Genomic DNA, 13,813 nt, shown 5'->3' on the forward strand with positions numbered 1-13,813 from the left:
TTTTCCCACACCCATGACAAAAGCGACTTTTACAGGTAAAACATACAAACTTAGGACTTGGCTCTCCTTCGCACCCCAAACATTCATATCGTGCATAACCTAAGTCTTTTGTTCCGCATCTAATAGTTTTTATAACTGTTTCCTCTATATCATCCCGATAATCTACTGGGAACCTTTGGGCATGTAATGCCCAAAAACCATTAAAGTGTTCTTTTAATATTTGTTTAATAACTCCAGAACCTTTTTTACCCATACCGAAATATCTCCTAAATTTATTAGTTAAATTCTATCACATACTTATCCACAACTGAGTCATTTTATAATTTCCTAAACAATGAAAAAAATCCGCCATTTCAGCGGATTTTTCTCTATACGATCTGCTTTTCTTTATGGCTCATTAAATATTGGTCAACTTGGTCAGCTACTTCTCTACCTTCACGTATAGCCCAAACGACAAGACTTTGGCCACGTCGAGCATCACCTGCAGCATAAACACCTTCTTCATTTGTTCGGTAGTCTCTCATACCATCTACCGTCCAAATTCGACCACGCTCATCTGTTTTTAAACCAAAATGTTCTAAAACCTCTTGTTCAGGCCCTAAAAATCCGATTGCAATCAATACTAAATCTGCTTCCCACACTTGTTCTGTCCCTGGAATTTCTTTCGTCACAAGTTTTCCATTTTCATAAACTTTTTCAACGTTAAGTGTATGGAGAGCTGTTACTTGACCATCTTTACCTTTTTCAAAACGCTGAGTTAAAATTTCATATTTGCGTGGATCTTCTCCAAGGGCTTCAAGTCCCTCTTTATATCCATAATCTAACTTAAATGTCATCGGGAATTCAGGCCATGGATTTTGGTCTGTACGTTCTTCAGGACTTGCAGGGTGTTTGCCAAACTGAACAACACGTTTAGCATTTTGTCGTAGTGCAGTCGCAACACAGTCAGCACCTGTGTCACCCCCACCAATTACGATCACGTTTTTTCCTTCAGCCGTAATCGGTGTATCTTTTGGGTCTGTTTCAAGTGCTTTAGTTGCTGCCGTTAAATATTCCATCGCAAAATGAATCCCACTACTATCACGATTTTCTAATGGAACGTCACGTGGATCTTGTGCCCCTGTACACATAATGACTGAATCATAATCGCGTTTCAGTTCATCACGTGTCACGTCCACACCTATTTCAGTGTTACAAACAAACTCAATACCAGATTCCTTCATAACGTTAATACGACGCTCAATTGTATCTTTTTCAAGCTTCATATTCGGAATTCCGTACATTAATAAACCGCCTGGGCGATCATCACGTTCATAAACCGTTACATGATGTCCCATTTCATTTAATTGGTCTGCCGCTGCTAAACCAGCTGGTCCTGAACCAACAATCGCAACGCGCTTACCTGTACGTTTACTAGGTACTTTTACCTCTACCCAGTTATTCTCAAAACCTCGTTCAATGATTTCGTTTTCGATTGATTTAATCGTAACGGGATCATCATTAATCGCTAATGTACATGATCCTTCACATGGAGCTGGGCAAACACGTCCTGTAAATTCAGGGAAGTTGTTCGTTTCTTCTAATCGTCTTAACGCTTCTTCCCAATTTTCTTCACTGACCAGTTCATTCCACTCAGGAATAAAATTATTAACTGGACAGCCTACGTACGCACCATCCCATTCTGCTCCAGTATGGCAAAAAGGCGTTCCGCAATCCATACAACGTGAACTCTGTTCTTTTAAATCTTGATCACTAAAACGAATCACATATTCTTCCCAATTCTTGATTCGATCAATAGGATCGCGGACATCTTGATCTCTTCTCGTAAAGTCCATAAATCCTTTTAAATAACCCATACTGTTATCTCCCTCCTTTGATGCTTGATCACGACTCACAAAACTTTAGTAGATAGTTAAATTCCTCCGCTATTACTGAACGACTTTTTCTTGATCAGAACTTCCGTCTTTTTCTAGCATTGCTTTAAACTCTTCAGGAATGATTTTAACGAATTGCTTCACAGATGTTTCCCAATTATTTAAAATATATTTCGCTCTTTTACTACCTGTATATTGAACATGATTCATTAACATGTTTTTCAGTTCAGTAATTTCATCTCGATCCTCTAATGTTTCAAATAATACAAGCTCTTTATTACACTTTTTCTTGACTTCTTTCAAATCACTTGACCAAACGTAAGCAATTCCTCCAGACATACCGGCTGCAAAGTTTTTACCAATACCACCTAAAACCGCTACTCGACCACCTGTCATATATTCACAACCGTTGTCACCAACACCTTCTACAACAGCATGTGCACCACTGTTACGAACTGCAAAACGTTCACCAGCTCCACCGTTTATATAAGCTTCACCACTTGTTGCACCGAAAAGGGCCACGTTTCCTATAATCACTTCTTCCATACGGTGGAGATCCGACAGAAGGTTTGGTTGGAAGATTAACTTACCACCTGATAAGCCTTTTCCAACATAGTCGTTTCCATCACCTTTTACTCTCATGGTAATACCATGCGGAACGTAGGCTCCAAAGCTTTGCCCGGCAGATCCAGTGAACCGTAAGTCGATGGTGTCTTCAGGTAAGCCTTCCTCACCATACCTCTTCGACACTTCATAACCTAATGTTGTTCCTACCGTTCGATTTGTGTTTTCAATTGGTAAATTGAGCTGGACTTTTTCGCCATTTTCTAATGCAGCCTCGACTTTTGGAATGATCACAGACGTATCTAAATGTTGATCATCGTATTGATTAATTTCTACACGCTCTTTCTCAAGCCACTTAGAATCTGCGCGGTGAAGGATTGGCTCTAAGTTTAGCTGTTTCGCTTTTGGATGCGTTTCTTTCTTCGAATTAACTGTTAAAAGTTCTGTACGACCAATAAGCTCATCTAGTGTACGAACTCCAAGCTTCGCCATGATTTCACGCATCTCTTCAGCAACAAAACGCATATAATTTACGACGTGATCCGCGCTTCCCTCAAATTTCTTACGTAATTCTGGATTTTGTGTGGCAATTCCGACTGGACATGTATCTAAGTGACAGGCACGCATTAAAATACAACCTAGGATTACCATTGGTGCTGTTGAAAAACCATATTCCTCAGCCCCTAATAATGCGGCTTTAACCACATCGCGACCCGTCATCATTTTTCCATCTGTTTCTAAACGAACACGTTCTCTTAAACCGTTTAAAACAAGTGTCTGATGCGCTTCTGCAAGTCCTAGTTCCCAAGGCAGCCCCGCGTGACGAATACTCGTTTTTGGTGAAGCACCTGTACCGCCTTCATAACCACTGATTAAAATGACATCAGCTTTACCTTTTGCAACCCCAGCTGCAATTGTCCCAACACCCGATTTCGCTACAAGTTTTACATTTAATCTTGCATCCGGATTGGCATGTTTTAAATCATAAATAAGCTGCGCTAAATCCTCAATTGAATAAATATCGTGGTGTGGTGGTGGCGAAATCAATCCTACTCCTGGTGTTGATTTACGAACTTTTGCAATCCAAGGGTGAACCTTTTTACCAGGTAAATGACCACCTTCACCAGGCTTAGCCCCTTGTGCCATTTTGATTTGAACTTCATCCGCATTTGTTAGGTAATAGCTTGTAACCCCAAAACGACCAGACGCTACCTGTTTAATGGCACTACGTCTAAAATCACCATTTTCATCTGGTGTAAAGCGGTCTGGGTCCTCTCCACCTTCACCACTATTACTTTTACCACCAATACGGTTCATCGCAATAGCTAGTGTCTCGTGCGCCTCTTTACTTAAGGCACCATAAGACATCGCTCCTGTCTTAAACCTTTTCCAAATGTTTTCAACTGGTTCCACTTCATCGAGCGGAATTTCTTTTGATTCATCAAAGTTAAAGTCTAATAAATCTCTTAAATACGTGACTTTTTCGCTTTCAACCATATTGGAATACTTTTCATATAACGTCTTACTATTCATTCGAGCGGCATGCTGTAACGTATGAATGGTACGAGGGTTAAACGAATGATGTTCCCCGTCATGTCTCCATTGCATATCGCCACCAGAAGGTAACGTTTTGCGGTGGCTGTTATAAGCAAGCTCATGTCTTGTTAACGACTCTCCTGCAATCGTTTCTAAATTAATACCACCTAATTTAGAGGATGTTCCATAGAAGTATTTTTCCATGATGTCTTCATCGATTCCAATGGCTTCAAATGTCTGAGCACCACGATAGCTTTGAATCGTTGAAATTCCCATCTTAGACATGACTTTTACAATACCCGATGTTGCCGCATCGCGATAACGTTCAATCGCTTGTTCATAAGTAAAGCCCTCAACAAATTGATCATCAACTAACTTTTCAATCGTACGATAAGCTAGGTAAGGATAAATCATATCAGCTCCAAAGCCGATTAAGACTGAGAACTGATGAACATCACGTGCTTCAGCCGTTTCTAATATTAAACTTACCTTCGTGCGTAAACCTTTTCGAACTAAATAATGGTGAAGTCCACTCGTCACAAGTAATGACGGCATGGCCACTTGCTCGCTTGATGTATCACGGTCAGTTAAAACAATCATCGATACACCTTGGTTAATAGCTGTTTCGACACGTTTAAATAAGGATTCAAGTGCTGACTCTAAACCAGATTCGCCACGAGAAACAGGGTAAGTCACCGATACTCGCTCAAAACGGAAATCACTACGACTATTATGCACAACGGCATCAAATTCTTGTTTTTTCAAAATAGGTGTATACAGACGAATACGACGACAATGTTCTGGACCATCATCTAAGAAATTATGTCTTGGACCAAGATAAGATGTCGTGGATGTCACACCTTTTTCACGAATCGCATCAATCGGCGGATTCGTGACCTGTGCAAACAATTGCTTAAAATAATTGAACAACAGTTGCGGTTGTTCAGATAAAACTGCTAATGGTGTATCATTTCCCATTGAGCCAATCGGGTCTTTCTTTTCAGTGACCATTGGCAAGATATTTTTCATCGTTTCTTCTTTTGTATAGCCATTCGCTAACTGGAATTTTAATAACGTACCGTCATCCATCTCCTCATCTAGATCAGGATTGACAGATCCTTTTAGTTGGATAAGCGACTCATTTAACCAATCACGATAAGGAAATTTAGTTGCAACCTCACGCTTAATGTCTTCATTGAATAAAACGTCATGTTTTTCTAAATCAACATAAATCATTTCACCCGGAGCTAAACGGCCTTTTTGAACCACTTTCTCAGGCTCCACATCAACAACGCCAACTTCTGAAGATAGAATAATACGGTTATCTTCTGTCATATAATAACGAGCCGGGCGTAATCCATTACGGTCTAGCGATGCTCCAATCTGTTTACCATTTGTATAAGCAATTGCTGTTGGACCATCCCACGGTTCCATAATCGTACTCAAATACTCAAAACAAGCACGCTCAGGATCTTTCATCTGTTCATTTAAATCCCAAGCTTCAGGAATCATCATCATAGCCGTTTGAGACATTGAACGGCCGTTCATAACTAAATACTCAAATGCTTGGTCTAACATTCCAGAGTCACTAGATGTTTCATCAATAATTGGTAGAAGATCTTTATGACGATCACCGTAAACACTAGAAATCGCTGCTGTTTCACGCGCCTTCATCCAGTTTACGTTACCTGTAATTGTATTAATTTCTCCGTTATGCATCACCATTCTATTTGGGTGTGCACGCTCCCAAGACGGGAATGTATTCGTACTATAACGCGAGTGAACCATTCCGAAAGCAGTTTTAGCTAATGGATCTTTTAAATCTAAATAAAACTCATCCATTTGTTCTGGCGTAAGCATTCCTTTATACACCACAACATCAGGAGATAGACTAGCAAAGTAAAATGGTCCTTCCTTGAACTCCTCCATGTCCGCAATTCGACGTTCAATCATTCGACGAATGAGATATAGAGATTGATTGAATTTCTCAGGGGAGTGAGTCGACTTTGTTTTTTTAATAAATACTTGCTTGATATAAGGCATCGTTGACTTCGCCGTATCTGACAACATTGAATCGTTTACTGGCACTGTACGCCAACCGATTAATTCATGATTTTCTTCTTCAATGACTTGATTTATCACCTTTTCAGCTTTTTCTCTTAAGCGATCATGTTGAGGTAAAAACACCATTCCAACTGCATAGTCACCAGACTTAGGTAATAATTCATTCCACTTTTTACGATAGAGCTCATCAGGAATCTGCATCATAATACCAGCACCATCACCTGTACGCGGATCAGACCCACGACCTCCACGGTGTTCTAATCGACAAAGGATTGTAATGGCATCTTCAATCATTTGATGAGATTTCTCATTATCTATATTGGCAATAAAACCAATTCCACACGCATCACTTTCATGTTTAGGATCATATAACCCTTGTTTTTGAGGAAGTCCTGTACGTATCATTCTATATCCATCCTTTCTGAATTGATGCTATCGAAAAACTCGTACTAACGAGATGAGTATTTAAATGAATAAATTGAAGGTCCCTTTCATTTAGAGGATTGTTGCTGCGAACTAAGTACGAGGAAGATTACGGTTTTAACAGACCATAAAACTGTTCAAAAAGTATAAAAAATGCGACAAATAGCTATTCTAATCGTATAATTTTTCTGTTATGCTATCAATATATATATTCGATACAATCAATCTCAATTTGAGATATAGCGCTTACAAGGGTTGATATGATGGAACTTAGACAAATTAAATACTTTATAAAAGTTGCAGAATTAGAACACGTGAGTGAGGCAGCAGCTGAGTTGCACGTAGCTCAGTCCGCTGTCAGTAGACAAATCGCCAATTTAGAAGATGAATTAGGTGTTAAGCTCTTTATACGTGGAGGTCGACGCATTCGCCTTACGCCAGTTGGAGAAATTTTCCTTGAACGGGTGAAAAGTGCGATGAATGAATTGGAAAAGGCAGAACGAGAAATATACGAATTTCTTAACCCCGAGTCTGGTACGATTCGACTCGGATTTCCAACGAGCCTGGCTGCTAAAACATTACCAAATGTGATTTCTGCTTTTAGAAAGGAACATCCACAGATTGGTTTCCAATTGCAGCAAGGAACGGTTAACGAATTAACTGAAGCCGTCATCCAAGGACATATTGATATCGCCTTCGTGTCACCTGTCCCTTCAGGCCAACCTCAACTCCAGGGTCATGTCTTTTTCACAGAAAAAATGATGGCTCTGTTATCTAAGCAGCATGAACTGGTAAATGAACCTTATTTGAGGTTAGATCAGCTACGTCACGAACCATTCGTTCTTTTTAGGCAAGGTTACATTATTCGAGATATTGTGATGAAAGCTTGTTCACAAGTAGGGTTTCAACCAAGAATCGCTTTTGAAGGTGAAGATGTGGATACAATCAAAGGGTTAGTCTCGGCTGGATTAGGGGTGAGTGTCTTACCAGAAATTACATTGAATGACATGCCAATGCGTGACACGAAAGCCATTGAAATCGTCGAGCCTGACGTAACGAGAACAGTCGGAATCGTCTTACCAACCAACCGTTCACTCGCACCATCTGAAAAAGTCTTCTTTGATTTCTTAGAAACCTATTACAACAAATTGAATCAGTTTGGATATTAAAAATGGAGCTGTCCTGACTGTCATAAGAATGACAACTAGGGCAGCTCTATTTTTATGACGCTTTGTTTCTATCATTAATAATTAACTCTTTTATTTTCAGTTCTCCATCTATTTGCGAATGTCTCCCTTTTATTTGTAAGAAAACCTCATCAATTTGTAAGTTTGTGCTTTTTATTTGCAAGTCTTTATATCATACTTGCATGTTTCCGCTTTTCATTTGCAACTACTCAAAAACTAAGTCAACCCGATTGATTAAGTACGAATCTAAAAAGACTGTGGCATTGGGCCAAGAAGAGTACATGCCTATCAATCTGTCATCACTTGAAAATAATACGTCTGTTCATTTTCGTCATGACCTACAACTAACTGCATCAATCCTTGTAATTCTTGATCCTGTAAGTAAAATTGCATTTTCCCGTTCTGGAGGTGATTCGGTTTAACTTTAATGACACGATTGCTCGTTTCGATTTGTACATCCCCTGTGTCAGAATCTAGATGCCTTGGGTCGTCTAAATACAAGATCATTTGACGATTCATTGGGTTATACCAAGCAATTCCTTGCCGGTTTCCACCTTCACTATGAATCATATCGTAATGTCGAACCGGTTCTTTTATAAATTGCTCGATTTGATCTTGTTCATCAGAAGGCGTGGCAACAAATTCATTTTGACCTTGCCCCATCCAATAACCAAACATGAGAAAAGCTATACATGAAGCCACCCATGTTACAGAAATCCATCGCTTTTTACGTTTATAAACCTGATACTCTTCAGCCTGCTTTTTCTCTTGTACATTCTGCCAGACTCGTTTTCGATCTACTTCATTTAATGCCTCATCTGATTGTAATAGTTTTTTCCATTGACGGAAGTTATCATAGCAATGCTGACATTGGTTTAGATGAGTCCAAATAAACGTATCATCTTCAATTTGACCTTCAATCCAATCAACTAACTGCTCATCGGTTAAATGGTTGGTCTTCTTCATGCGAATCACCTCGCTTTTCAAATTCTTCTTTTACATAATACTGTCTTAACTTCTGAATTCCATATCGAATGGACGACTTCACCGTTCCAATCGGTTTGTTCCACTTACTCGCAATCTCTTTATGAGATAATGCATGAACATAATTATCAACAATCGCATTTCTTTGTTGGGCCGGTAATTTAAACAATAACTCAATTAATTGTAAGTTTTCTTCTTTCTTTAAATAAATATCTTGTGGGGATGAGTGAGACTGAGTTGGCTCATGCTCCTCTTGATTTAATTCTATCTCACGATTCCGCTTTTTAATATAATCTAATGATCTACTTCTTGCCCTTACTGCAATCCATGCCTTGACACTTCCGCGCTCAGCGTCATATGTATGAGCTTTATGATAATACTCTAAAAATAAATCTTGACATAAATCTAACGCCTGTTCATGATTTTTAACTACGCCTATGACAATTCGATAAACATAATCAATATATCGTTCATAAAACAAATGAAAGGCTTGACTCGAATGCTGATCCATCCCCCTGACTAGGGACTCGTCAGTCTCCCACATACACTCACCCCTTCCGCTAGTTTTATCTAATATAAATTTTTATGGTGCTTCTCAATAAATGTCAAGTAGAATTCTTAGACACGAATCGACATAAAAAATTTTTATAAAAAAATAAATCCATTTGCAAAACTCGAGCGTAACACATATGACAAAAAAATATTTAGGGGGATTCATATGTGGAAAAAATGGTTGAGTCAATTATTCATTGCGGTTTTACTGATTGGTTTCATTCCACCAATGTCAGCATCAGCAGCTGGAGGAATCACGCTGTATACACCTTATACCGGAATTTCGGTAACACCAGGAGAATCATTATCATACGACATTGAAGTCACCAACGATTCTTCTGATGTTCAACGACTCCAGCTCAGTGTAGACGATTTGCCTGAAGGTTGGTCTTATCAACTTTCTTCAAATTCAAAATCAATTAATGAGTTAGCCGTTGCACCAAATGGAACGCAAAATTTTACGATTGACTTAGAAGTCCCTTTACAAATTGAAAAAGGAAACTATCAATTTGATGTGGTAGCCGAGTCAGATAATGGTACAACAACAACTTTACCGATTACGGTCAATATCGCTGAAGAAGGAACCTTCCAAACTGATTTATCCGTTGAACAACCAAATATGGAAGGTGACGCGAATGCTACCTTTACGTATTCGTTAGAACTATCCAACCGTACTGCGGAAGAACAGACGTATGCTCTTTCAGCTAAAGTACCTGAAGGATGGCAATCGACATTTAAAGCGGATGGAAATAATGTAACAAGTGTGACCGTCGACTCTCGTGGTAGCCAAACTGTCGAGGTCGAAATTAATCCAGCCGAAAATGTTAAAAAAGGTACTTATGAAATTCCAATCACAGCCCAATCCGGGCAAACCAATTCAGAAGTTGTCTTAGAGTCTGTCATTACCGGAACGTATAGCTTAAACCTTACAACAAGTGACGGACGCTTAAGTGGTGACATTAAAGCAGGTGATGAGACAACACTCGATTTAGTTGTAGAAAACAACGGTACATCTGATTTATCAAATATATCTCTATCTAGCGATGCACCATCAAAATGGGAAGTAGAATTTTCGGAAAGTCAGATTGATGAGTTAAAAGCTGGTGCCTCTACTAACGTTAAAGCAACAGTAAAAGCAAGTGATCAAGCCATTGCTGGAGACTATGCCATGACTTTAACTGCAAGTGCTCAGGAGACCTCAAGTGAAGCTCAGTTCCGAATGAGTGTGAAGACTTCAATGTTATGGGGTTGGATTGGTGTTCTATTAATCTTAGGAGTGGCGGCAAGTCTATTCTTCCTCATCCGTAAGTATGGGAGGAGATAAAGATGACTAAAGTGATTGAAATAACGAATGTCGTAAAAAAATATAAAGAAGTCACAGCTGTTAACCAATTAAACCTAACCATCCAAAAAGGGGAAATATATGGACTTCTAGGACCAAACGGAGCTGGAAAATCAACGACCATCTTTATGTTATTAGGATTAACCGAACCAACTGAAGGTGAATTATTTATTGAAGGAATTTCTCCTACAAAACGCCCGATTGAAGTCAAAAAAAAGGTCGGTTTTCTACCAGATCATGTTGGCGTATATGAGGATTTGTCCGGCTTTGAAAATATTATTCTTACAGCTAGATTAAATGGTTTTACAAGAAAAGAGGCAGAATTGAAAGCTGATGAGTTACTACAGCAAGTTGGACTAAGCCATGCAAAACATAAAAAAGCCGGAAAATATTCGCGCGGAATGAAGCAACGTCTCGGATTAGCGGATACTTTAATTAAAGAACCATCGATTGTAATTATGGATGAACCAACTCTGGGGATTGACCCTAAAGGAATCCAAGAATTTTTGCAAATGATTAAAGAACTAAGCGTTGAAAAAGGAATTACGATTCTATTATCGTCTCATCACTTACATCAAGTTCAACAGATTTGTGACCGAGTTGGCATTTTTGTCAAAGGAGAATTACTAGCAGAGGGAGATTTAGACACTCTACAACAGCAATTACTCGATAAGCACACATTCCAATACGAAATTGATACAAAGGAATCATCTGATCGCGTAGAATCGTTCCTTCAAACTAAATATCCAAAATTACGCACATCTGTTTATGAAGGAAAACTACACGTTACAACTAAACAAAAGGATAATGGAAACTTAGTAAAAACGTTAATTAATGATGGTGGGTTTCACCTTCTTAGTTTCCGACCAATGTCTTACGGTCTAGATGATATCTATCAACAGTATTTCCAAGGAGGTGACGACCTTGGATCGAGAGAAGGTTAGTCTATACACCCAAAGAATCATAACCAGCCCGTTCTGGGTACTAGTCGGAAAAGAAGTAAGAGATCACATTAAAAGTATACGTTTTAACATACTCATGGTCATCATCTTATTAACCTGTATCGGTTCATTGTACGCAGCTTTGACTCAAGTACGAGACGTTGCAAACAATATTGAAGCCGGTGAAGAATTATATCTTTATTTAAAAATTTTCACGATCTCAGGTGAAAACGGCACGTTACCTCCATTTGTCACATTTATAAGTTTTCTAGGTCCTTTATTGGGAATCGCCATGGGATTTGACGCGATTAATTCTGAGAAAAATAACAAAACACTTTTACGGATTATGTCACAACCTATTCCTAGAGATTATCTAATATTAGCCAAATTCACAGGAAGCTTATTTGTTATCGCATTTCTTGTGATCATGCTCGGCACACTAATCTTTTCACTAGGAATATTAATTATGGGGATTCCACCAACATTCGAAGAGTTTATTCGTGTGTTCGTGTATTTAATCATGATCATAGTGTATATCGGTTTTTGGCTAGCTTTATCCATATTGTTTTCGATTCTTTTCAAACAAGCTGCCACTTCAGCTTTATCAGGAATTGCGATTTGGTTATTCTTCAGTGTTTTTTATTCCATTTTAGTCAACTTACTTGTCACAGCTAGTGTGCCTGACCAGTTATTCCAAGATGCACAAGGAGCGAATCAAGATAAAATTACAACTTATATGAGACTATCTCCAAACTATTTATTCTCAGAAATAACTACGGTATTGCTCAACCCTGGATTTAGAACTCTAGGTCCTGTCACGATGGAACAAGCAAAAGGAGCCATACCGAGTCCACTTGCGATTAACGAAAGTCTTATGATTGTTTGGCCACAATTTATCGGCATTTTAGCATTAAGCACCATCTGTTTCTTAATCGCCTATACGATTTTTATGCGCCAAGAAATCCGAAGCTAACCTCCCAACCTGCTCACACAATGTGAGAGGTCATTTGATCAATAATGAAAAAACTGCACCTACATATAAAACGTAGTGCAGTTTTTTCATCTTATATTAAAAACACAAGTAATACAGACAAAGTTACAATACTTAATAATGTTGTTACTAATGTGACACTTGAAACTAAGTCTGGTCTCGATCGGAATTCTAAAGCAAACATAGTTGTCGTAGCCGCTGCAGGCATTGATGCTTGAATAATAAAGACTTTACCAAGAAGTTCAGGAATCGGTAGTAATAAAACACAAATAAATGCTACAACTGGCATTAATACAAGCTTAATAACCGTCCCCAAAACAACTTTTCCCGTTTCAAATTGTTCAAATGATATATTAGCTAATTGCATCCCTAAAACAACCATCATAAGAGGTAATGCTACTGCTGCCATGAAATCTACCATTTCAATGACACGTGAGTGCAGTTGTATGTCTAAGAAGTTTAAGCTTAATGCCGCAATAATCGCATAAGTCGCTGGCATTTTAAACACTGCATAAATCGCATAACGAAACTCATAACCACCACGTGAAGCATAATAAACGCCAAATACATTCATGATAATGGTTTGAACAGCCATAAATAAAATCGCATAAGTAAAAGCCTCTTCACCTAAGGCGAATAATATAATCGGGGCACCATAATTCCCAGCGTTCATAAAAGCAGTTGATAGAATCATACCACTCTCTTCACCGCGGTCCCATTTATTAAACCAAGCAAATAATTTAGTGATAATAATGGTTGCGAATAATAATATAAAATTGACTAACACAATCATCGAAAACTCGCCGCTAAAGTCTTCATTATAAAATGCTTGGAAAACTAAGAATGGTATAAATATATAAATCGTGATCGCAGACGCCGATTTCACATCAAGGTTTCTCCATTTTTGCAAACCATAACCGATCGCAAACACACTAATAATCGGTAAGACGACTTCGAGAAAAATCCCCATAAGTACACCAGCTTCCTATTGTTGTTACTAATATTTCTATGATGTAAAATAACTAAAAAACATCTTCAGAACAAAATCGCTAACGCGACTTACTACGTCCCAAGTGAGTGCTAATCACTTGGGACATTCTTCGCTCTAATCATAGTGCCATTACAGTGAGGGCAATGAAGCTCAACCTCTTCATCATTATTTTTATCCACACTAAACTCTCCGATGATATAATCAGGTACTTCATCAGTTCCATTACAGTCAAGACATTTAAATATAACTATTTTGATTTCTTCATCCAATCCGAAAGGATCATCTTCTAACCATTCATCGATGTCTCCGAACAAATTATCCTGATCTTTTTTCTGGGACAAACTCATACCTCCTCCATTTATTA

General features: G+C 38.5%; 11 protein-coding genes. 4 read left to right on the forward strand and 7 right to left on the reverse strand.

Going from position 1 to position 13,813, the window contains the following annotated elements:
* The 3 genes from BMY57_RS14740 to gltB form a co-directional block, all read right to left on the reverse strand.
* A partial coding sequence (locus BMY57_RS14740; RefSeq protein ID WP_177176385.1) for a transposase zinc-binding domain-containing protein occupies positions 1-253 on the reverse strand: 253 nt, incomplete at its 3' end.
* A gap of 115 nt (positions 254-368) precedes the next feature.
* Positions 369-1,856: a glutamate synthase subunit beta gene (locus BMY57_RS14745; protein WP_091775955.1), complete on the reverse strand. Its 1,488-nt coding sequence runs from the start codon at positions 1,854-1,856 to the stop codon at positions 369-371.
* Positions 1,857-1,928: 72 nt separating this feature from the next.
* Positions 1,929-6,443: a glutamate synthase large subunit gene (gene gltB / locus BMY57_RS14750; RefSeq protein ID WP_091775958.1), complete on the reverse strand. Its 4,515-nt coding sequence runs from the start codon at positions 6,441-6,443 to the stop codon at positions 1,929-1,931.
* A 281-nt stretch (positions 6,444-6,724) separates the two neighbouring features.
* Between gltB and gltC the strand changes: the two genes are divergently transcribed.
* A complete protein-coding gene (gene gltC / locus BMY57_RS14755; protein WP_091775961.1) occupies positions 6,725-7,630 on the forward strand; it encodes a glutamate biosynthesis transcriptional regulator GltC in 906 nt (301 codons plus the stop codon).
* A 306-nt stretch (positions 7,631-7,936) separates the two neighbouring features.
* On the opposite strand, the gene BMY57_RS14760 is transcribed toward gltC, so the two are convergent.
* Entirely contained in the window at positions 7,937-8,614 is a 678-nt protein-coding gene (locus BMY57_RS14760) for a hypothetical protein (RefSeq protein WP_091775964.1), read from the reverse strand.
* The gene (locus tag BMY57_RS14765; protein WP_175614665.1) at positions 8,586-9,143 is read right to left on the reverse strand and encodes an RNA polymerase sigma factor; all 558 of its coding nucleotides are present in this window, start codon (positions 9,141-9,143) and stop codon (positions 8,586-8,588) included. Before BMY57_RS14765 ends, BMY57_RS14760 begins: the two co-directional genes overlap by 29 nt.
* Before the next feature lie 207 nt (positions 9,144-9,350).
* Here BMY57_RS14765 and BMY57_RS14770 point away from each other — a divergent pair, with 207 nt between their 5' ends.
* From BMY57_RS14770 to BMY57_RS14780, 3 genes are read left to right on the forward strand one after another with little or no spacing between them, the layout of a single operon-like run.
* Complete coding sequence (locus tag BMY57_RS14770; protein ID WP_091775970.1) at positions 9,351-10,508, forward strand: NEW3 domain-containing protein; 1,158 nt, start codon at positions 9,351-9,353, stop codon at positions 10,506-10,508.
* Between the two features lie 2 nt (positions 10,509-10,510).
* On the forward strand, positions 10,511-11,470 hold the full coding sequence (locus tag BMY57_RS14775; RefSeq protein WP_091775973.1) for an ABC transporter ATP-binding protein: 960 nt from the start codon (positions 10,511-10,513) through the stop codon (positions 11,468-11,470).
* The gene (locus tag BMY57_RS14780; protein WP_423809557.1) at positions 11,442-12,440 is read left to right on the forward strand and encodes an ABC transporter permease; all 999 of its coding nucleotides are present in this window, start codon (positions 11,442-11,444) and stop codon (positions 12,438-12,440) included. Before BMY57_RS14775 ends, BMY57_RS14780 begins: the two co-directional genes overlap by 29 nt.
* 91 nt (positions 12,441-12,531) lie before the next feature.
* Here BMY57_RS14780 and BMY57_RS14785 read toward each other — a convergent pair whose 3' ends face one another.
* Positions 12,532-13,428 carry an AEC family transporter gene (locus BMY57_RS14785; RefSeq protein ID WP_091775979.1) on the reverse strand — a complete coding sequence of 299 codons (897 nt, stop codon included), beginning with the start codon at positions 13,426-13,428 and terminating at the stop codon, positions 12,532-12,534.
* A gap of 110 nt (positions 13,429-13,538) precedes the next feature.
* Positions 13,539-13,790, reverse strand: coding sequence for a hypothetical protein (locus tag BMY57_RS14790; protein ID WP_425500427.1), 252 nt, complete (start codon positions 13,788-13,790; stop codon positions 13,539-13,541).
* Between the last annotated feature and the right edge of the window lie 23 nt (positions 13,791-13,813).

The sequence above is a fragment of the Piscibacillus halophilus genome (assembly GCF_900110685.1).
Taxonomy (GTDB): Bacteria; Bacillota; Bacilli; order Bacillales; family Alkalibacillaceae; genus Piscibacillus; species Piscibacillus halophilus.